This is a genomic window from Croceitalea sp. MTPC6, from assembly GCF_036985525.1.
Lineage (GTDB): Bacteria > Bacteroidota > Bacteroidia > Flavobacteriales > Flavobacteriaceae > Croceitalea.
In genome coordinates this window covers 159,795-179,023 of record NZ_BTGR01000001.1, presented here as the reverse complement: position 1 = coordinate 179,023, position 19,229 = coordinate 159,795, and the positions used below count along the sequence as shown (strand labels likewise).

The following is a 19,229-nucleotide window of genomic DNA, read 5'->3' as shown; positions in this document are numbered from 1 at the left end:
ATTTATGCTAAAGTTAACCAATTCTAACATTGTTGTTTTTTAAGAATAGCTAATTTTAATGGCTTTAGATTAAAACCCTTAAAATGAATAAGCAATCAATCATCAAGGAGTTAAAGGCTCATAAAAAGCAACCCTATTTAGACTATCGGTTAAAAAGAAATACAGAGGTTTTTACGGATACACTTTTCTACACCCTATTTGATATTAATACTAGTGTAGAAACTAATTTAGATACTCTTGAAGTACAGTTTGATGAACTCGTGAACCTAGCGTGTTGGGAAACTAACCGACCTTGTAAAAAGGTATGGGAAAACTATATTTCAGAACTTCCTTCTATTCTAAAAAAACTGAATTTAGATGCCGAAGCTATTCTTAATTGTGACCCAGCGTCATTATCTATTCAAGAAGTTTATATGGCTTATCCTGGGTTTTATGCGATTGCTATTTATAGATTGGCGAATGTACTTTATAAAGAAGGCTTTCCTTTAGTTCCCCGTTTAATGACAGAGTACGCGCATAGGCAAACCGGCGTAGATATTAATCCAGGTGCTACCATAGGCGAATCTTTTTTTATTGATCATGCTACTGGCGTTGTCATTGGAGAGACCGCCATAATCAAAGACCATGTTAAAGTATATCAAGGGGTAACTCTAGGGGCATTATTTGTAAACAAATCCCTTAAAAAGACCAAACGGCATCCTACTATAGAATCACACGTTACTATATACGCAAACGCAACAATTTTAGGGGGAGAAACTGTAATTGGTGAAAATTCCACTATCGGTGGGAATGCATGGCTTACGAAATCAGTGCCTGCTAATTCCACAGTTTTTCATACTCCAGAAATCAAAATAAAAACGAATGTCTAAGACTATATTGGATTTAATTGGAAATACACCTTTGGTAAAGTCAAGGGTTTTGAATACCAATCCAAATGTGGAATTATATTTTAAATTGGAAGGACATAACCCTGGAGGAAGTGTAAAAGATAGACCTGCCTTTAACATGATTAAAAATGGATTGGAGCGAGGAGATTTTACAAAAAATTCTAGATTAATCGAAGCTACTAGCGGTAACACAGGTATTGGGTTGGCCATAGTTGCTGGAGTTTATGGTTTAAATATTGAATTGGTGATGCCAGAAAACTCTACCAAAGAACGGATACAAACAATGCGCGCTTACGGAGCTAAAGTAACTTTGACATCTTCTGATATTGGAATAGAAGGTGCTCGTGATTATGCTGAAAACAAAGTATTAAATGAAGGCTATATAATGTTAAATCAATTTGCTAATGATGATAACTGGAAGGCACATTATAATACTACGGGACCAGAGATTTGGAAAGACACCAATAAAAAAATCACCCATTTTGTTTCCAGTATGGGAACAACAGGTACAATTACAGGTACTTCAACATTCTTAAAAGAACAGAATCCGAATGTCAATATAATTGGGGTACAACCTGAAGAAGGCTCTCGTATACCAGGTATTAGAAAATGGTCGCCAGACTATGTTCCAAAAATCTATAATTCTGAAAAAGTTGACAATATTCTTTATGTAAATGAAAAAGAAGCAGTAGCCACGGCTAAACGATTGGCCAAAGAAGAAGGTATTTTTTCTGGCATGAGTAGTGGCGGGGCGGCTGTTGTAGCTTTACAGATTGCCGAACAATTGAAAGAAGGAGTTATTGTTTCTATCGTTTGCGACCGTGGAGATCGTTACTTATCCTCCAATTTATTCGATTTGTAAAGCCTGATTAATATTTGAATTATAGGCCTTAAATAATATTAAATCGTTGTGCCCTCCACCTTCTACAGTGAGAAATTCTTTGTTGCTTGAGGCTAAACTAAAAAGCTTTTTGCCCGATTCATAAGGTACAACAGCATCTTCGGTTCCATGAAAAATAGTTACTGGGCATGTAACCTTGCCTATATATTTGTTTGATTCAAATTTATATTTCAACAGCCATTTAACGGGTAATACAGGAAAACGTTTTCTTGCAACTTCAAGTAAATTATAAAAGGGTGTTTCCAGAACTAATTTTGCTGGTTTATTTTTTGAAGCTGTATAAGTTGCTACCGAAGCACCCAGAGAACGCCCATAAAGTATGATATCATCTTCTTTATAGTTGTCCAAAGTATAATCATAGAACAGTTGTGCATCTCTTAAAAGTGCAGCTTCACTAAGTTTTCCTGTACTTTTACCATAAGTACGATAATCCATCACAATAACATCATACTCTTTTTTAGCAAAAAAGGTTGCGATTTCTCCCCACCGTGATAAATCTCCAGCATTACCATGAAAATATAGTATCACTCCCTTTGGATTTTCCCTTTTAAATTGCAATGCATTTAATTTAGCTCCATCATCAGCAGTTAAAAAAAACTCTTCAAAAGGTTCGGAAAAACTATAGGTGTATTCTTGAGGTAATTTTGAGGTAAGGAAAATTATCTTTTCCTGTAAAAAATATAACATAGCAGCAACTAGTATATAAAGTATGATGAGTATTCTGCCAACGCGTTTAAGCTTTTGCATTAGAAGGTTTTGAAGAATGTTGGACATGAATGCTTGAACCTTCCAAATTGACTTTCTTGGGTTTTGAATTCACAATTTCCGATAACATCTTATGATAAGATTCAAAAGTATTCAAGTTTTTATGGTCACCACCGATTACTGTATGCAGTGTAGTGTTTTTAGGTTTTATTCTAGATAGTTTTACACTTGTTTTATAAGGTATTAATCTATCGTCGGTACCGTGAATAATATGAATGGGACATTTTACATACTTTAACCATTTATAGGTTGGCATCGGAAATTTAATCAACAATGATAATGGCATAAAAGGAATATATTTTTTGGCAACTTTGCTTAAGCTATAATATGGCGCATCCAAAATCAACATTCTTGGATTATTCATAGATGCTAATTTCGTTGCAAAACCAGAACCCAATGACCTACCATATAGAATAATGTATTTCTCTGAAACGTTATCCTTTATTTTGTTGTAAATCACCTGCATATCACGCTTTACGGCTTTTTGTGTCCTTCGTCCTGTGCTTTTACCAAAACCGCGATAGTCTACCATGATAACATCAAAACCATGTCTTGTGAAATCTACAGCAAACTTGCCCCAACCTTTGATGCTTTTTGAATTGCCTTTTAAATAGAAAACAACTCCCTTTGGAGTTTTAGCCTTAAATCGAAGTCCATTAATTACCGCGCCATCCCTAGTCTGTATGTTGTATTCTTCGGTTTCTTGATTTTCATAGTAAAACTGAAAATCCTTGGATAATTTTTCTGGTTTAAAAAGAAAATAGTCTTGTAGAAAATACAGTAGTATGCTAATAACCACATAGGCTATTAAAACAATCCCTAAAATATAAAAGACTTGCTGCACACTTTTAATTTCTTTGAAAATACAAAAATCTATAGTATTAAATATTACAACAAAAAAAGAGCGCTAATTGCGCTCTTTTATCTATTTGATACTATATGATTCTATTGGTCATCAGTAGCATCATCGATTTCATCTTCAATCTCTTCGGCACCTTCTTCTATGCCTTCACCAACTTCTTCGATTGCATCCTCTGCCTTCTCTTCTGTTGATTTTTGTTCTCTACAATTTACTAATGCAATTAGTATGATTACCGCAGAAACTAGTTTTATTGCTATATTTTTCATTCTTATATTTTTTTAAATGCGTTCTTAATTAAGGTCAAAATAAATAGTACTATAAATATGAAGAATAGAATTTTAGCTATTCCTGCAGAAGCTCCTGCAATTCCTCCAAAGCCTAATATTCCGGCTATAAGTGCTATTACTATAAATGTTATGGACCATCGTAACATATTATTATTGTTTTAGGGTTAGTAACTATTACTTAGATTTTTTTTCATTTACTTTTTGGAAGGATTCTACCTTTAACTCAATTTCTTTACCATCTTCCATAGTGAATACATATGCTTTTTCTAGATTCATATTGTCCTCCATACTTATGGTCATATTTTCCAAAATGGTAATGTTTTCACCATCTTCTACAGCTAACATTAAATCATTCTCACTGGATACTAATGTGAAGTCAGTTTTTTCTTTTGTTGTATAACTAAACTTGACTACCTCATCATACAAGTCATCTGCATCATTATCAATCTTTACAGTTTTTACTACTACTGTTGGTGGAATAATTCTATCTTGATTTATCTTCTCCTTGTCGTTTTTATCCAACATTACAACTTGGTTTCTGGTAGTTTCAATTAAGACTGAATTCTTGATTAATTCTCCTTTTTTATAAAGCTTGTAAGTCTTCTTTGTACTCTCTTTTGCTACTCCTGATTGCTCAGCCTCTTGGGCTGTTGCTATTGTTCCAGTTATTAGTGCAATTGATAATACTATTGTTTTATAAATTTTCATTTTTGTGTTTTTAAGTTTAATAATTCGTTTTCTAATTTGGATTTCCTTAGGCGTTCAATGAAGTCTTAAGCTTTTCATCCTTTCTCTTTCCCCATGCATTTAACATCCAGCTACTTTTCTCCAATTCCCTGATGTAGGCCCCTATCAAGTCAATCGTTCCCTCATCATTTATATCTGTAGCTTTCTTTATCACTTTACCCATCTGTTTCAATAAGATTCCGTGTGCATAGAGAATTTCTTCGACCATTTTTTGGTCATCTAAATCTGTATTACTTTCATTGATTGCTGATTTCTCCAAATAGTTACTAAGGTTGCTCATCGGATGGTAGCGTAAGGTTAGTATACGCTCTGCAATCTCATCTATTTTAATCCTTGCATCTGTATACAAGTCTTCAAACTTTTGGTGTAAATCAAAAAAGTTTTCTCCGGTTATGTTCCAGTGGAAATTTCTTAATTTTTGATAATACAAATGATAATCTGCTAATAGTGTATTTAATTCAATAACTATTGGTAATACCTTCTCCTCTTCTAAATTCAAATAATTCATTTTTCAGGTGTTTTTTTCCTTGGATAATCCAAGGATTAGATTAATATAATATGCTAGTGTTGGCAGTGAAGAAAATTTAACGTCGCATAGATTCTGCAACCACTTTTGGCGAATGCCCGTTTACAAGAATAGTAGTAAACCAACACTATCAATATAAGGGCATATTAAAGTTTGTCAAGTGATTTAACAGGATTTAACCCTTTATAGAAAGCATTAACTTAATAGTATGTTAAAGCCAGTCTTTTTTCTTAAAGTAAATTAACAGTCCAAGGAAGATTAGTAAAAAAACTCCCCACAAATAGTAGTATCCATTTTCTGTGTGAAGCTCAGGCATATTGTCAAAATTCATCCCATAGATGCCTGCAATAAAAGTTAGAGGGATAAAGATAGAAGCAATAACGGTCAACACCTTCATTACCTCATTCATTTTATTGCTCATGTTGGTCATATACATTTCCATGAGGCTTGTAGACATTTCTCTGTATAGCATAATGTCTTCATTTATTTCTGAGCAATGGTCAAGTGTATCATGTAGAAAAAGCTTGGTCTCTTTAGAAATAAGACTATGTTCAGTATGGACAAGTCTATTTACCAATTCTTTTACGGGAAAAATCCATTTACGAATCCGTAAAATTTCTTTTTTTAGATATTGAATTTTTCGGGCTGATTCTTTCTGAGGGTTATTATAGACTTCATCTTCAAGCAACTCTAATTTATTCTTAATATCATCTAGCACAACAAAATAATTATCCACAATGGCGTCTAACAATGCAAAAAACAAGTAATCTGCTCCCCTACTTCGTATTCTACCGTACTTATTTTCTATACGCTTTATTACCTCTCCAAAAACATCGTCATCAGTCTCTTGAAATATTAAAACACAATTCTCAAATAGTGTAAGCGCCACATGTTCAATAATGAGTTGTCCTTCACCATTTATGTATAACATCTTAAAAACCCCAAAAACATAATCTTCGTATTCATCAATTTTAGGGCGTTGTAGGGTATCCACCAGATCTTCCAGTAAAAGATTGTTTAAATCAAATTGTTGTCCAATACTCGCAATTGCAGCTTCATCGGTTAAACCAACCACATCAATAAAAGAAGTAAACTTGTCACTTAAATTAGACTTAATATTTTCCTTAATAGGATTTTCGGTAAAATACTCTTCATTATTGTAGTTAATAGTGGTAATTGTAGTAATTTGTTTTTTACGATTACCTATATAATTAATCGCCCCAGGTGCTTTACCTAGTTTTGATTTAGACCTGTGCGTTTTCTTAATCTTTACCTTGGGCGGGTTTTTTCTCATCTCTTGTGCCGAATAGATTTATATCCAATCTAAATATACATTTAAAAATTACATGAACTCTTGTTAAAACACTCAACTATTTTCCATAGTTTTATTGTAATCATCAATCAATCAATACTATGACAACTATCACAGCTTCACCTCATTTTAAAAGAATTGAAATAATAGATGCTCTTCGGGGCTTTGCCCTAGCTGGAATAGTTGTCTGCCACGTAGTTGAAAATTATATAGGTTCCATGCCCTCACAAACTTTTAATGAAGCAGTGCATCTGGGAATTATTGATGATATTGTTGATGGTTTCATCAACACACTTCTCAGGGGAAAATTTATTGCATTATTTTCTTTTTTGTTTGGTCTTAGCTTTTTTATTCAAATGGATAATGGCCATAAAAGAGGAAGTTATTTTGGCGATAGATTTTTTTGGCGTCTACTGCTTTTATTAGGTATTGGCTATGTGCATCATCTTTTTTACAGAGGAGATATTCTAACTATTTATGCCATACTCGGAATATTCCTTATTCCATTTTATGCCATAAACAACAAATGGGTCTTAAGTTTTGCCACTCTTTTATTTTTAGGTTTAGGAAGATATATTGTCTTCTATGCCACTGGTGGTGATGGTCTATTCAGCACCGAGGAAATGACTCCAGAAGCTCCAAAAGTATTGACCTATTATGAAACATTAAAAACGGGAACTTTGACGGATGTTTTTGCCACTAATGCTGTCCAAGGACATATTGATAAAGCTGAGTTTCAATTTGGTATTTTTGGTCGCGGATATTTCACATTTGCATTTTTTCTGATTGGACTTTATGTGGGGAGGCTTAATTTTTTGAAAAAATTTAGAGAGGAAAAGAAACTGACCAAAAAAGTGCTCATTTATGCTTCAATAGTATTGGTGCTATCATTTGTAGGAATGGCTTTAGCATTTTCTAGTATGGGTGAAAACTTCAACTTTAAAAGTTGGAATTCTATGATTGGGTTAAGCTTTATGGATTTGACCAACTTTTCAATGACCCTTATTTACATCGCACTTTTTGCAATATTGTTCCGAAAAGTTAAATGGGAAAAAAGACTTAGCACATTTGCTCCCTACGGACGTATGGCACTCACCAATTATGTCTTCCAGAGTGTCCTATTTACATTTATTCTCTTTGGCTGGGGCTTAGGTTTTATTGGCGAATTAAGACAAATCTATACATTTTTAATTGCCATTATCTTTGTCGCGTTGCAAATGTGGTTTAGCAAATTATGGCTTAAACATTTTTACTACGGACCACTAGAGTGGCTATGGCGTAGCTTAACCTTCTTTAAGTTAATGCCTATGAAACGGAAGTAGCTTAATTACAAATCATTGATGTAACTACCATAAAGGTCTTTGAATCTAACTCCATTGGTAAATCTATACTTACTTAACTTTTTATGGGCAACTAGCCCCCATAAAACTAGTTCCTTTACAAAATAACTATCGTTTTTACTCAAATCTGGCAGATGTTCTTTTAGTAATCTATTTAATGGAGCAATGCTATCAAGTTTTTGCTGATAAACTTTATCGGAATCTTCATCAAATAACTCAAACCCTTCTTGGTCAAAAAACCATGAGATTAATCCATCATAAGGTGTCTCTGCATCTTTACGTTCGAGTTTATTTATCTTTGGAAACAGGGTTGGGAATAAAGTTTTAATAGCTTCGTCCAACAATGTCTCTGCCACAAAACCAGCACCTTCTTGTTCTCCTTCGTAAACCAATTCTATTTTACCAGTAATAGCTGGGACAACCCCCATAAAATCACTCAATCTAATATTGGTTTTATCTTCTCCAGACTTTAAAATTCTTCTTTCGGCTGTGCTCAACAAGTTTTCGAAAGCTGTAATGCTCATACGGGCACTGACCCCACTTTTAGCATCCACATATTCACTGTTTCTAGCTTCAAAGCTAATCTGTTCCAATAAATCCATAGCCAGTTCCGGAACATTAACCAAATCGGACTGCCGTTTATCCAGTTTAGCTTCTTGTTTTGTAATCTGCTTAGCAATTGTAATATCTTCTGGGTAATGGGTTAGGATCTGCGAACCAATCCTATCTTTTAAAGGAGTAACTATACTTCCTCTATTGGTATAATCTTCTGGGTTTGCTGTGAATATGAATTGTAAATCCAAAGGGAGTCTAAGTTTAAACCCGCGAATCTGAATGTCTCCTTCTTGCAAGATATTAAATAAGGATACTTGAATTCTCGCCTGTAAATCTGGTAACTCATTAATTACAAAAATACAGCGGTTGGCTCTGGGTATCATGCCAAAATGAATAACTCTATCATCAGCATAACTCAATTTTAGATTGGCGGCTTTTATTGGGTCTACATCGCCAATTAAGTCGGCCACAGTAACATCTGGCGTAGCTAGCTTTTCGTAAAATCGTTCATCCCTATGCAACCAAGAGATGGGTGTCTTATCCCCCTCTTCTTTGATTAATTCGATGGCATATCTTGAAAGGGGATTTGTAGGGTCATCATGAATTTCAGAACCTTCAACAACTGGAATGTATTCATCTAAAAGGTTTACCATCAATCTAGCCAAACGTGTCTTTGCCTGACCTCGAAGTCCAAGTAGATTAATGTTGTGTCGGGAAAGAATGGCTCTTTCTAATTCTGGAATTACCGAATCCTCATAACCCCAAACACCTTCAAAAACATTTTCATCATTCTTTATTTTCTCAATGAGGTTGTCCCTGAGTTCGTCTTTTATACTTTTAGATTGGTATCCAGCTTTTTTAAGCTCACCCAGTGTTTTTATGTTTTCTATTTTCATATTTTTTGATAGTGCATAGTCATCTCGAAGGAGCATGCTACTAAGAAATCTAGATTTCTCATATTCGTTCGAAATGACATTAAATTATTTTATTCTCTTTCTTCTATTGTTCTCGTAATCTTCAAAAATCATTTCACCCAAGCCTTTTAAGCCTGTGTAAAAAGCCTTTCCCTTATTTGCCTGGGTAAACTCTCTTATAAATTGCATCAGATAGGGGTCTTGTGCTATCATAAATGTTGTAATTGGAATATGTAACTTTCTAGCTTGTGATGCCATGGCATAACATTTTTCCACAATGTACTCATCCAAACCAACACTGTTTTTATAATAGGTTCCATCTGGCATACGCAAACAGCTTGGCTTACCATCTGTAATCATAAAAATTTGCTTGTTGGTGTTGCGTTTTCTACGGAGCATGTCCATAGCCAATTGCAATCCAGCAACCGTATTGGTATGATAAGGTCCAACTTTTAAATAGGGCAAATCTTTAATGGGTATTGGCCATGCATCATTACCAAACACCAAGATATCCAAAGTGTCTTTTGGATAACGGGTAGTAATTAACTCCGCTAATGCCATAGCTACTTTTTTTGCAGGTGTAATGCGGTCTTCACCATATAGAATCATACTATGGCTAATATCTATCATGAGCACAGTGCTCATCTGTGCCTTGTATTGTGTGTCTTCAACTACCAAATCTCCTTCATCCAACATGAAATTGCCGATACCATGGTTTATTTGTGCATTCTTGAGACTTTCGGTCATTGAAATACGGTCTAAACCATCACCATAACGATATTCCCTAAACTCTCCAGTGTGCTCGTCTCCGCTTCCAGATTTACCTGTTTTATGATTTCCTGAACCACTGCGTTTTATTTTACCAAAAATTTGGTCAAGAGCACGCTGGCGAATCATTCGTTCCAATTTAGCGGTAATAGAAATAGTTCCTTTTCCGCCTCCTTCATCTCCCTCTTCACTTTCCTCACCCATTTGACCACCCCCATCTTCAAACTCTTCGCGGATATATCCTTTGGCCTTCAAATCCTCAATAAAGTCTTCTATAGTATAATCATCAGTGGTAAGCTCATATTCCTTATCCAATTCACGCAACCAATCAATAGCTTCATCAAAGTCACCAGAAGTGTGTGTAATGAGCTCCTGAAAAATCTCAAAAAGTTTTTCAAAAGGGGATAAATTGGGAGCTTCGTAAGGTGTAAAACGAAATCCTTTTCTCAAATTCATAGCCATCATATAAAATTAACACATTCTAATAAGATGGTAGATGCTTTACAAAAAACTTAACGCTTCTGTTTATGTTTGCAGTTATGGAAAAAGAACTGTGCAAAGGATTCTACACCACTCCTCCACTATGGATAAATAAGCAGTTTGGTGTACAACAGTTTAATTTTCCTAAACTGGATTTGTTAAACTTAAGTGCGAAGGCAATCCCAGAACAATTGCGATTGGGCCATAAAATGGAATATGTATTTGAGCAGCTTTTGAATCATTCTGAGGATTGGAAAGTTTTAGCTAAAAACTTGTTGATAGATAGAAATAAAGTACGACAGGGAGAACTGGATTTTGTTTTGCAGCATAAACAAAGTAAGGAAACTTATCATGTTGAACTAGCATATAAGTTTTATATAATTAATCCTGAAATTACAGAACCTATTCATCGTTTAATGGGGCCTAACAAAAGGGATATGTTCTTTACCAAGTTAGAAAAATTAAAGCAAAAACAGTTTCCATTATTATATTGTAAAGAATTGTCCAAACAGCTTGAGATACTTGAAATTAAAACAGAAACGGTACAGCAGCAAGCATGCTTTAAAGCACAATTGTTTCTGCCTTACGAGGTAGATGGGATTTCGATTAGACCATTAAACAAAAACTGTATTAAGGGGAGCTGGGTTCGGTTTGATGACTTTAATACTGCAGAATTTAAAAAATGGCAGTATTACATTCCTTTTAAACAAGAATGGGTACTAGAACCATCTACAGATAGAAATTATGCCACACAGTATGAAACTTTGTTGGATATCAACTTAAGAATGCTTAAAGAAAATGCACCTATGCTATGGGTTAAAAAACCTAATGGTGTTATTGAAAAGGTTTTTGTGGTTTGGTGGTAGTATTTTCGGTTATTAAATTGGGTATTATGAATTAGTTGATAAAAGAAATACAGTACCTTGTTGCTTTTGCATTTGATTGTTAGCAATAATCAAAAATAGGAAATGAATAAAACCATATTTACAATTAGTATCATTTTTACAGGATTTGTACTCCATTCATGTAAGAGTAAAAAAAGAGATGCAAATACAGAAGAAATATTATTAGTTTGGGCAGATGAATTTGAAAAAGATGGCCCTCTAGATAGTAAGAAATGGTTTCATCAAACACAACTTCCACCAGGAGGTAGTTGGTGGGGTGGTATCATACAGCACTATACAGACAAAACGTCTAATTCTTATGTAAAAGATGGCTATTTAAACCTAATCGCTAAAAAAGAGACTTTGGATGACCAAGGTCATGTAAAACAGTATACATCGGCTAGACTAAATTCCAAATTTGCTTTTACCTATGGTCGTGTAGAAATCCGTGCAAAACTACCAACTGGAACTGGAACTTGGCCAGCAATTTGGATGCTCAATACAAATATAGATGAAGATGGCGCCTATTGGGACAACCAAGGTTATGGGACTACCAAATGGCCTAACTGCGGTGAGATTGATATTCTAGAACATTGGGGAAAGAATCAAGATTATGTATCAAGTGCGGTACATAATGGTTCTAGCTATGGATATAAAGTTAAAAATGTTGGTGGTCAACAAATTGATAAAGCTTCTGACAAATTTCATATTTACACGCTAGATTGGTCTAAAGAGAAAATGATTTTCAGTGTTGACGGCGTGGAGCACTTTACCTATAACCCCGCTACTAAAAACGATGATACTTGGCCTTATGATTCTGATTATTACCTAATATTGAATATTGCTATAGAACCAGATATTGATCTAAATTTTGTTGAAAGCCCTATGGTAATAGATTATATCAGGATTTATAAATAGCCAACTATTTTTTTCTTTTCAATAAAGTGGTCTCAATATCTTTTAAAGTATACCCTTTAGCTTGTAGCAGAATTAAATAGTGAAACAACAAATCCGCACTTTCATTTAAAAATAAATCGTCATTATCATCCTTGGCTTCAATAACGGTTTCTACAGCTTCCTCCCCTACTTTTTGGGCAATTTTATTTATCCCTTTTCTGAATAGTGATGCCACATAACTCTTTTCGTCTTCTTTATTGTCTTTTCGAAAAGCAATAGTTTTTTCCAATTCAGAGAAAAAACCAAAAGAACTATTATTATCTTCTGACCAACAGGTATCTGTTCCTTTATGACAAGTTGGACCTTCTGGTTTAACAGTGATTAAAAGCGTATCATTATCACAATCGTTTTTGATACTGATTAGGTTTAAAAAGTTACCGCTCTCCTCTCCTTTAGTCCAAAGCCTTTGTTTGCTTCTACTGAAAAAAGTAACCTTTTTGGTTACTTGAGTAACTTTTACAGCTTCTTCATTCATGTAACCCAACATCAACACATTTTTGGTTTGTGCATCTTGAATGATTGCTGGTACTAGTCCGTCATTATTTTTTGTAAAATCTATTATCATAGTCTAACTGGAATTCCTTCCGATTTTAGTGCTGTTTTTAAATCTTTAATTTCAATTTCTTTAAAATGAAATACACTTGCAGCCAATGCAGCATCTGCTTTTCCTTCTATAAAAGTATCTGTAAAATGTTTGATTTTTCCAGCACCACCAGATGCAATAATAGGTATGTTTAATTCTGTTGAGAGCTTTTCCAAAGCCACATTGGCAAAACCATCTTTAGTGCCATCATTGTCCATTGAAGTAAACAAAACTTCTCCTGCTCCACGTTCTTCAACTTCTTTTGCCCAGTCAAACAAATCAAGTTCTGTTGGGACTTTACCACCAACCAAGTGCACTTTCCATTTATCCTCTACTTGTTTGGCATCAATGGCCACAACGATACATTGTGAACCAAACTTTGCCACTAAATCATTTATCAATTGCGGATTTTTTACTGCAGAAGAATTTATGGACACTTTATCTGCACCATTCTTTAGCAAAACATCAACGTCTTCTACAGATGAAATTCCTCCACCCACGGTAAAGGGAATATTTAATTTTTCTGCAACACGATACACCAAATCTGCTAAGGTCTTTCGTTTTTGCTCTGTTGCCGATATGTCCAAAAAAACCAATTCATCCGCACCCTCTTCAGCATAACGTTGGGCTAACTCAATTGGGTCTCCGGCATCACGAAGGCCAACAAAGTTCACTCCTTTGACAGTTCTCCCATCTTTAATATCTAAACAAGGTATTATTCTTTTAGTCAGCACTTAATATATAATTTTCCAATTGTTTCAAACTAATTCTATTCTCATAGATTGCTTTACCAATAATTACTCCTTCACAACCTAATTCTTTGAGTTTTGGCAGCTCATCAAAATTAGAAATGCCCCCACTAGCGATTAGATTGATTCCAATTTCCTCAAAATCTTCAACTCCTGCACCAGTAATCTGGGTTCTATGAATCATGGTTTCTCTCAGAAGTTTTTCATATAGCTTAAAAGAAGGGCCTTCTAGCATTCCATCCTTTGAAATATCAGTACAAATCACATACTTAACACCAGTTTTTTGGTATTCTTTTACAAATGGAATTAGTTCCTCTTTAGATTCTTCTTTCCAACCGGAAATAGCTACTTTTTCATCTAAAGCATCTGCGCCCAAAACGATTTTATTTGTCCCATAGACATTTAACCATCTTAAAAAAGTAGTTTTGTCCTTTACAGCTATACTTCCTCCTGTTATTTGATTTGCGCCATTCTCAAAAGCAATTCGTAAGTCCTCATCTGATTTTAATCCCCCTCCAAAATCAATCTTTAAGCTAGTTTTTAAGGCAATTTGTTCCAAAATTTTATGATTTACAATATGTTTAGACTTAGCACCATCTAAATCCACAAGGTGTAAAAATTCAATCCCATGACCCTCAAAAGATCTTGCAACTTCCAAAGGATTTTCGTTGTATACCTTTTTAGTATTGTAATCTCCTTTTGAAAGGCGAACACATTTACCCTCAATAATATCTATAGCAGGGATTATTCTCATAATTTTAAAAAATTCTCTAAAATTTTAGCTCCATACTCACCTGACTTTTCTGGATGAAATTGAGTTCCATAAAAATTATCCTTTTGTAATGCTGCACTATATTCCAACCCATAGGAACAAGCTGCAATGGTCTCCTCTACTTTTGGAGCATAAAAACTATGCACTTGATAAATAAAATCTTCTTGAAGCCCATTAAAAAGTTTGGATTTCAGGTTTTCAATTTTGTTCCAACCGATTTGCGGTACTTTAACTTCTGAATTAAACTTTTCAACTTCGACATCAAAAATTCCCAATCCCTTAGTATTTCCTTCTTCAGAAGAATTGCACATGAGTTGCATGCCCAAGCAAATTCCTAAAACGGGCTGTTTTAACTCAGGGATTAAATTATCAAGTCCGCTCTCCTTCAATTTTTTCATAGCACTACTTGCCTCTCCAACCCCAGGGAAAATTACTTTATCAGCTATTTGTATTTGTCGAACATTTTTGCTCAAAGTTGCATTTACACCTAGACGATTAAAAGCGAATTTGATACTTTGGATGTTCCCTGCCCCGTAATCAATAATCACCAGTTTCATCTATAACATCCCTTTTGTTGATGGCAATATCATTTTCTCTACATCACGCTTAACAGCTACTTTAATTGATTTTGCAAAAGCCTTAAAAATTGCTTCAATTTTATGGTGTTCGTTAGTGCCTTCTGCTTTTATATTTAGGTTAGCTTTAGCTCCATCTGTAAAGGATTTAAAGAAATGATGGAACATCTCGGTTGGCATATCCCCCACTTTTTCACGTTTAAAATCTGCATTCCACACCAGCCAATTACGACCTCCAAAGTCAATGGCCACTTGGGCCAGACAATCATCCATGGGTAAACAAAACCCATAACGTTCAACACCTAATTTAGAACCCAGCGCGTCATGGAAAACTTCTCCCAAAGCAATGGCAGTATCTTCTATGGTATGATGCTCGTCCACTTCCAAATCACCGTCAACTTTAATTTTCAAGTCCATTTGTCCATGTCTTGCCAATTGGTCCAACATATGATCAAAAAATGCCAATCCAGTTTTGATATCGCTTTTTCCTGTACCATCAAGATTTAACTCAATTCGAATATCTGTTTCGTTGGTTTTTCTATGGATTTTTCCGACACGATTTGAAAGTTTTAAAAATTCATAAATCTTCTCCCATTCGTTGGTTTCCAGAGAGATATAGTCAGAAAGTCCAGTCTTATCTACAGTAATCTCATCAGTCCCTAAATGTGTTTCGTCGTTGATAAAGACCCCTTTTGTCCCTAAATTCTTTGCCAACTCCATATCAGTTAACCTATCACCTATTACAAAAGAGTTTTCCATGTCATAATCTGCTGTCAGATACTGTGTGAGCAATCCTATTCCTGGCTTTCTTGTATCTGCATTCTCATTTGGGAAGGTTCTATCAATAATTACTTCATTAAATATTATATTTTCATTTTCAAAAGACTTGATGATAAAGTCTTGAACTGGCCAAAAAGTATCCTCAGGAAAAGAGTCAGTGCCCAAGCCATCTTGATTGGTTACCATAACCAATTCAAAATCCATTTCTTTGGCAATCATGCTGAGATACGTAAACACTTTAGGATAAAACTCTAATTTTTCAAAACTATCCAGTTGATAATCTGAAGGTGGCTCAATGACCAATGTTCCATCACGATCTATAAACAATACCTTTTTTGCCATTATTCTAGTTCTTTTAAGGTCTGTAATAATTTTGAATTTTCCTCGCCTGTACCAATAGTGAATCTAAGTGTTTCTTCACACAAAGCCTGTGAACTAAGGTTTCGCACAACTATACCTTTGTCTAATAACTGCTTATAGCGCAAAGTTGCATTATCTACTTTCACCAACAAAAAATTAGCTTCGCTTGGGAAAACTTTTTCTATGTAGCTGATCTTTTGAAGTTCTTTATTTAATATTTCACGATCTTCAACCAAATCTGCCACATTGCCCAATACTTTTGATTGATTCAAAAACCCTTTTAAAGCCCTTTGTTGGGTTAGTTCATTTATATTGTATGGTGGTTTTATTTTCTTGAGAACATCAATAATATCTTTTGATGCAAAACACATCCCTAATCTAATAGCTGCCATCCCATATGCTTTAGAGAGTGTTTGGGTAACTACTAGATTTGGATATGATTCTAATTGTTTTATCCACGATTCAGATTGAGAAAAGTCGATGTAAGCTTCATCAATAACAATTAAACCATTAAATTTTTCAAGCAGTTCAATGATTTTTGAAGCTTTAATTAAATTACCTGTTGGATTATTAGGAGAACAAAGGAACAGGAGCTTAGAATTTTCATCAATGACTGAAAGAATTTTTTCTACATCTGGTTGAAAATCATTTGTCAACAAAACTTTCCTATTCTCAATAGCGTTTGTTCCTGCCAAAACTTTATACATTCCGTAAGTTGGTGGCAATGAAATAATATTATCCTTATGGGGTTCGCAAAATGCTCTAAAAAGTAAATCTAGAACTTCATCACTTCCATTACCTAGTAAAATTTGATTTTCAGAAACTCCTTTTTGCTCAGCTAAAACTGCTTTTAGGTTTCGCTGGTGAGGGTCAGGATAACGGTTTATACCATTCTCATTTGGATTTTCATTGGCATCCAAGAAAATCATGTTCTCACGTGTAGAAAAATATTCATCCCGCGCAGATGAATAAGGCTGTAAAACCTTTACATTCTCTCTAGTTATTTTCTCTAAATTTAAGCCCATACTATTCCTTTAAACTTTTCAATCTTAAAGTAACCGCATTTTTATGTGCTTGTAAACCCTCAGCTTCAGCCATTAGTTCGATGGTTTTACCCAAATTCTGAATTCCTTCTTTTGTTATTTTTTGAAAAGTCATATTCTTCATAAAACTATCCAAATTCACACCACTATATTGTTTAGCGTATCCATTCGTTGGTAAGGTATGATTGGTTCCTGAAGCATAATCTCCAGCACTTTCCGGTGTGTAATTGCCAATAAAAACAGATCCGGCATTTATTGTGTTCTGAATATAAAAATCATCATTTTCTACACAAACAATGTAATGCTCAGGACCATACTCATTAATGAGTTTTAAAGCTGTTTCGTCATTTTCAACATAGATAAGCTTGCTATTTGAAATAGCTTTTTGGGTAATTTCCTTACGCGGCAGTTCTTCAAGTTGTTTTTCGATTTCTTTTTCAACCTCTGATATTAAATCTTTTGAAGTTGAGACCAGTATAACTTGACTGTCTGCACCATGCTCTGCTTGGCTCAATAAATCTGAAGCAACAAAAGCAGCATCTGCAGTATCGTCAGCGACAACCAGAAGTTCACTGGGTCCAGCGGGCATATCTATCGCTACTCCACACTTAGTAGCCCATTGCTTAGCTACGGTCACATATTGGTTTCCAGGGCCAAATATTTTATAAGCCTGTGGAATACTTTCCGTGCCAAAAGTCATAGCTGCTATGGCCTGAATGCCCCCAACTTTATAAACTTTGGTTACACCACAAAGTTTTGCGGTGTATAGTATTGCGGGATTTAAATTTCCCTCGCTATCAGGAGGGCTACATAAAATAATTTCATTACAACCAGCTAATTTAGCCGGAATAGCGAGCATTAATATTGTTGAAAACAAAGGTGCTGTTCCGCCAGGAATATATAACCCAACTTTCTGTATAGGACGCTTTTCTTGCCAGCATGTAACACCAGGCATAGTTTCAACCTGAACTTTTTCTGTTATCTGTGCCTTGTGAAAGGATTCAATATTTGCTTTGGCTACCTTAATTGCCTTCTTCAATTCCTTAGATACTAAGTTTTCTGCCTCATCAAATTCATATGATAAAACTAATGTTGTATCCAATTTAATACCATCAAACTTTTCAGTAAAATCTGCTATAGCAGAATCTCCATCAGCACTTACCGCATTAAATACTTGGGCTACAGCATCTTCAATTGCCTCAAAAGATTGTGTAGGTCTTTTTAACAAAGCCGACCATTCTGATGTAGCTGGGTTATAAATTTTATTCATTACAACACCATTTTCTCGATTGGACAAACTAAAATACCTTCTGCCCCTGCACTCTTTAATTCATCAATAACTTCCCAAAAAGTATCTTTATTGATTACCGTATGTACAGAACTCCATCCTTTCTCTGCCAACGGAAGTACTGTTGGGCTACGCATCCCTGGCAATAACTTTAAGATTTTATCTAACCTGTTATTAGGTGCATTCAATAACACATACTTAGATTTCCGCGCTCTTAAAACTGATTGAATGCGAAACTGGAGTTTTTCAAGAAGTGAGGTTCTTTCCTCATCAATTTGTGGAGAAACCGCTAAAACAGCCTCACTTGCCAGCATTACTTCCACCTCTTTAAGGCCATTCTTAAACAATGTGCTACCACTAGAAACAATATCACAGATTGCGTCTGCCAAACCAATGTTTGGTGCAATTTCCACGGAACCATTAATAATGTGCAAATCTGCTGAAATACCCTTTGAATCTAGATACTGCTTTACTGTATTTGGATATGATGTAGCTATGCGTTTGCCTTCTAAATCTTTGATAGAATTATAACTTTCAGATTTAGGTATAGCTAGAGAAACTTTACATTTAGAAAACCCTAAACGTTCTGTAATCCGTATACCATCGCCTTTCTCTATAAGTACATTTTCTCCAATAATAGCTATGTCTACTACTCCATCTCGCAAATATTGGGGAATATCTCCATTTCTTAAATAAAATACTTCTAAAGGAAAATTACGCGCTGTGGCTTTTAATTGGTCTTTACCATTATCAATTGAAATTCCAGCTTCCTTTAAGATTTTAAGTGAATCCTCATTTAACCGACCACTTTTTTGAATAGCAATTCTGATTTTATTCATTTTCAAATTTTGATGTTTGGGCAAACAAACTAGGTCAAAAACAAAACCCGTTTGA

Annotated in this window: 22 protein-coding genes; 5 read left to right on the top strand and 17 right to left on the bottom strand. The window is 34.7% G+C overall.

Annotated elements, in window-relative coordinates; all coding sequences use genetic code 11:
• Window positions 1–83: 83 nt before the first annotated feature.
• Complete coding sequence (gene epsC, locus AACP56_RS00855; protein ID WP_339334457.1) at window positions 84–869, top strand: serine O-acetyltransferase EpsC; 786 nt, start codon at window positions 84–86, stop codon at window positions 867–869.
• Entirely contained in the window at window positions 862–1,749 is an 888-nt protein-coding gene (gene cysM / locus AACP56_RS00850) for a cysteine synthase CysM (protein ID WP_339334460.1), read from the top strand. Before epsC ends, cysM begins: the two co-directional genes overlap by 8 nt.
• Here cysM and AACP56_RS00845 read toward each other — a convergent pair.
• From AACP56_RS00845 to corA, 7 genes are all read right to left on the bottom strand, one after another.
• Entirely contained in the window at window positions 1,735–2,535 is an 801-nt protein-coding gene (locus tag AACP56_RS00845; RefSeq protein ID WP_339334462.1) for an alpha/beta hydrolase, read from the bottom strand. The two genes, cysM and AACP56_RS00845, sit on opposite strands and share 15 nt — an antisense overlap.
• Window positions 2,522–3,397, bottom strand: a complete 876-nt coding sequence (locus AACP56_RS00840) for an alpha/beta hydrolase (protein ID WP_339334464.1) — start codon at window positions 3,395–3,397, stop codon at window positions 2,522–2,524. The genes AACP56_RS00845 and AACP56_RS00840 overlap by 14 nt, the downstream gene beginning before the upstream one ends.
• A gap of 101 nt (window positions 3,398–3,498) precedes the next feature.
• Complete coding sequence (locus AACP56_RS00835; protein WP_339334466.1) at window positions 3,499–3,681, bottom strand: hypothetical protein; 183 nt, start codon at window positions 3,679–3,681, stop codon at window positions 3,499–3,501.
• Between the two features lie 2 nt (window positions 3,682–3,683).
• A complete protein-coding gene (locus AACP56_RS00830) occupies window positions 3,684–3,848 on the bottom strand; it encodes a DUF1328 domain-containing protein (protein ID WP_339334468.1) in 165 nt (54 codons plus the stop codon).
• A gap of 28 nt (window positions 3,849–3,876) precedes the next feature.
• The gene (locus tag AACP56_RS00825; RefSeq protein WP_339334470.1) at window positions 3,877–4,410 is read right to left on the bottom strand and encodes a hypothetical protein; all 534 of its coding nucleotides are present in this window, start codon (window positions 4,408–4,410) and stop codon (window positions 3,877–3,879) included.
• A 46-nt stretch (window positions 4,411–4,456) separates the two neighbouring features.
• Window positions 4,457–4,957, bottom strand: coding sequence for a Dps family protein (locus AACP56_RS00820; RefSeq protein ID WP_339334472.1), 501 nt, complete (start codon window positions 4,955–4,957; stop codon window positions 4,457–4,459).
• A gap of 229 nt (window positions 4,958–5,186) precedes the next feature.
• Window positions 5,187–6,269, bottom strand: coding sequence for a magnesium/cobalt transporter CorA (gene corA / locus AACP56_RS00815; protein WP_339334474.1), 1,083 nt, complete (start codon window positions 6,267–6,269; stop codon window positions 5,187–5,189).
• 119 nt (window positions 6,270–6,388) lie between these two features.
• On the opposite strand from corA, the gene AACP56_RS00810 reads away from it, so the two are divergent.
• Window positions 6,389–7,609, top strand: coding sequence for a DUF418 domain-containing protein (locus AACP56_RS00810; protein ID WP_339334476.1), 1,221 nt, complete (start codon window positions 6,389–6,391; stop codon window positions 7,607–7,609).
• A gap of 5 nt (window positions 7,610–7,614) precedes the next feature.
• Here the strand turns inward: AACP56_RS00810 and AACP56_RS00805 are convergent, their stop codons facing one another.
• Together AACP56_RS00805 and AACP56_RS00800 are read right to left on the bottom strand one after the other, a co-directional pair.
• On the bottom strand, window positions 7,615–9,078 hold the full coding sequence (locus AACP56_RS00805; RefSeq protein WP_339334478.1) for a magnesium chelatase: 1,464 nt from the start codon (window positions 9,076–9,078) through the stop codon (window positions 7,615–7,617).
• Window positions 9,079–9,162: 84 nt separating this feature from the next.
• Window positions 9,163–10,326, bottom strand: a complete 1,164-nt coding sequence (locus AACP56_RS00800) for a vWA domain-containing protein (protein ID WP_339334480.1) — start codon at window positions 10,324–10,326, stop codon at window positions 9,163–9,165.
• Between the two features lie 77 nt (window positions 10,327–10,403).
• On the opposite strand from AACP56_RS00800, the gene AACP56_RS00795 reads away from it, so the two are divergent.
• Window positions 10,404–11,210 (top strand): DUF1853 family protein, encoded by an 807-nt coding sequence (locus AACP56_RS00795; protein WP_339334482.1) that lies wholly within the window; start codon window positions 10,404–10,406, stop codon window positions 11,208–11,210.
• 102 nt (window positions 11,211–11,312) lie between these two features.
• Window positions 11,313–12,146: a glycoside hydrolase family 16 protein gene (locus tag AACP56_RS00790; protein ID WP_339334484.1), complete on the top strand. Its 834-nt coding sequence runs from the start codon at window positions 11,313–11,315 to the stop codon at window positions 12,144–12,146.
• A gap of 4 nt (window positions 12,147–12,150) precedes the next feature.
• Here the strand turns inward: AACP56_RS00790 and hisIE are convergent, their stop codons facing one another.
• From hisIE to hisG, 8 genes are read right to left on the bottom strand one after another with little or no spacing between them, the layout of a single operon-like run.
• Window positions 12,151–12,750 carry a bifunctional phosphoribosyl-AMP cyclohydrolase/phosphoribosyl-ATP diphosphatase HisIE gene (hisIE, locus tag AACP56_RS00785; protein WP_339334486.1) on the bottom strand — a complete coding sequence of 200 codons (600 nt, stop codon included), beginning with the start codon at window positions 12,748–12,750 and terminating at the stop codon, window positions 12,151–12,153.
• A complete protein-coding gene (gene hisF / locus AACP56_RS00780) occupies window positions 12,747–13,502 on the bottom strand; it encodes an imidazole glycerol phosphate synthase subunit HisF (protein WP_339334488.1) in 756 nt (251 codons plus the stop codon). The genes hisIE and hisF overlap by 4 nt, the downstream gene beginning before the upstream one ends.
• On the bottom strand, window positions 13,492–14,271 hold the full coding sequence (locus AACP56_RS00775; protein WP_339334490.1) for a 1-(5-phosphoribosyl)-5-[(5-phosphoribosylamino)methylideneamino]imidazole-4-carboxamide isomerase: 780 nt from the start codon (window positions 14,269–14,271) through the stop codon (window positions 13,492–13,494). The genes hisF and AACP56_RS00775 overlap by 11 nt, the downstream gene beginning before the upstream one ends.
• Window positions 14,268–14,846 (bottom strand): imidazole glycerol phosphate synthase subunit HisH, encoded by a 579-nt coding sequence (gene hisH / locus AACP56_RS00770; RefSeq protein ID WP_339334492.1) that lies wholly within the window; start codon window positions 14,844–14,846, stop codon window positions 14,268–14,270. Before hisH ends, AACP56_RS00775 begins: the two co-directional genes overlap by 4 nt.
• Window positions 14,847–15,986 (bottom strand): bifunctional histidinol-phosphatase/imidazoleglycerol-phosphate dehydratase HisB, encoded by a 1,140-nt coding sequence (hisB, locus tag AACP56_RS00765; RefSeq protein WP_339334494.1) that lies wholly within the window; start codon window positions 15,984–15,986, stop codon window positions 14,847–14,849.
• Window positions 15,986–17,029: a histidinol-phosphate transaminase gene (gene hisC / locus AACP56_RS00760; protein WP_339334496.1), complete on the bottom strand. Its 1,044-nt coding sequence runs from the start codon at window positions 17,027–17,029 to the stop codon at window positions 15,986–15,988. Before hisC ends, hisB begins: the two co-directional genes overlap by 1 nt.
• Before the next feature lies 1 nt (window position 17,030).
• A complete protein-coding gene (hisD, locus tag AACP56_RS00755) occupies window positions 17,031–18,317 on the bottom strand; it encodes a histidinol dehydrogenase (protein WP_339334498.1) in 1,287 nt (428 codons plus the stop codon).
• The gene (hisG, locus tag AACP56_RS00750) at window positions 18,317–19,174 is read right to left on the bottom strand and encodes an ATP phosphoribosyltransferase (RefSeq protein ID WP_339334500.1); all 858 of its coding nucleotides are present in this window, start codon (window positions 19,172–19,174) and stop codon (window positions 18,317–18,319) included. The genes hisD and hisG overlap by 1 nt, the downstream gene beginning before the upstream one ends.
• Window positions 19,175–19,229 lie beyond the last annotated feature (55 nt).

Bases quoted from the DNA above. Each gene is read 5' to 3' on its own strand.
- epsC (WP_339334457.1), top strand. From the start codon at position 84: ATGAATAAGCAATCAATCATCAAGGAGTTAAAGGCTCATAAAAAGCAA.
- cysM (WP_339334460.1), top strand. From the start codon at position 862: ATGTCTAAGACTATATTGGATTTAATTGGAAATACACCTTTGGTAAAG.
- AACP56_RS00845 (WP_339334462.1), bottom strand. From the start codon at position 2,535: ATGCAAAAGCTTAAACGCGTTGGCAGAATACTCATCATACTTTATATA.
- AACP56_RS00835 (WP_339334466.1), bottom strand. From the start codon at position 3,681: ATGAAAAATATAGCAATAAAACTAGTTTCTGCGGTAATCATACTAATT.
- AACP56_RS00830 (WP_339334468.1), bottom strand. From the start codon at position 3,848: ATGTTACGATGGTCCATAACATTTATAGTAATAGCACTTATAGCCGGA.
- AACP56_RS00825 (WP_339334470.1), bottom strand. From the start codon at position 4,410: ATGAAAATTTATAAAACAATAGTATTATCAATTGCACTAATAACTGGA.
- AACP56_RS00820 (WP_339334472.1), bottom strand. From the start codon at position 4,957: ATGAATTATTTGAATTTAGAAGAGGAGAAGGTATTACCAATAGTTATT.
- corA (WP_339334474.1), bottom strand. From the start codon at position 6,269: ATGAGAAAAAACCCGCCCAAGGTAAAGATTAAGAAAACGCACAGGTCT.
- AACP56_RS00810 (WP_339334476.1), top strand. From the start codon at position 6,389: ATGACAACTATCACAGCTTCACCTCATTTTAAAAGAATTGAAATAATA.
- AACP56_RS00805 (WP_339334478.1), bottom strand. From the start codon at position 9,078: ATGAAAATAGAAAACATAAAAACACTGGGTGAGCTTAAAAAAGCTGGA.
- AACP56_RS00800 (WP_339334480.1), bottom strand. From the start codon at position 10,326: ATGGCTATGAATTTGAGAAAAGGATTTCGTTTTACACCTTACGAAGCT.
- AACP56_RS00795 (WP_339334482.1), top strand. From the start codon at position 10,404: ATGGAAAAAGAACTGTGCAAAGGATTCTACACCACTCCTCCACTATGG.
- AACP56_RS00790 (WP_339334484.1), top strand. From the start codon at position 11,313: ATGAATAAAACCATATTTACAATTAGTATCATTTTTACAGGATTTGTA.
- hisIE (WP_339334486.1), bottom strand. From the start codon at position 12,750: ATGATAATAGATTTTACAAAAAATAATGACGGACTAGTACCAGCAATC.
- AACP56_RS00775 (WP_339334490.1), bottom strand. From the start codon at position 14,271: ATGAGAATAATCCCTGCTATAGATATTATTGAGGGTAAATGTGTTCGC.
- hisH (WP_339334492.1), bottom strand. From the start codon at position 14,846: ATGAAACTGGTGATTATTGATTACGGGGCAGGGAACATCCAAAGTATC.
- hisB (WP_339334494.1), bottom strand. From the start codon at position 15,986: ATGGCAAAAAAGGTATTGTTTATAGATCGTGATGGAACATTGGTCATT.
- hisC (WP_339334496.1), bottom strand. From the start codon at position 17,029: ATGGGCTTAAATTTAGAGAAAATAACTAGAGAGAATGTAAAGGTTTTA.
- hisD (WP_339334498.1), bottom strand. From the start codon at position 18,317: ATGAATAAAATTTATAACCCAGCTACATCAGAATGGTCGGCTTTGTTA.
- hisG (WP_339334500.1), bottom strand. From the start codon at position 19,174: ATGAATAAAATCAGAATTGCTATTCAAAAAAGTGGTCGGTTAAATGAG.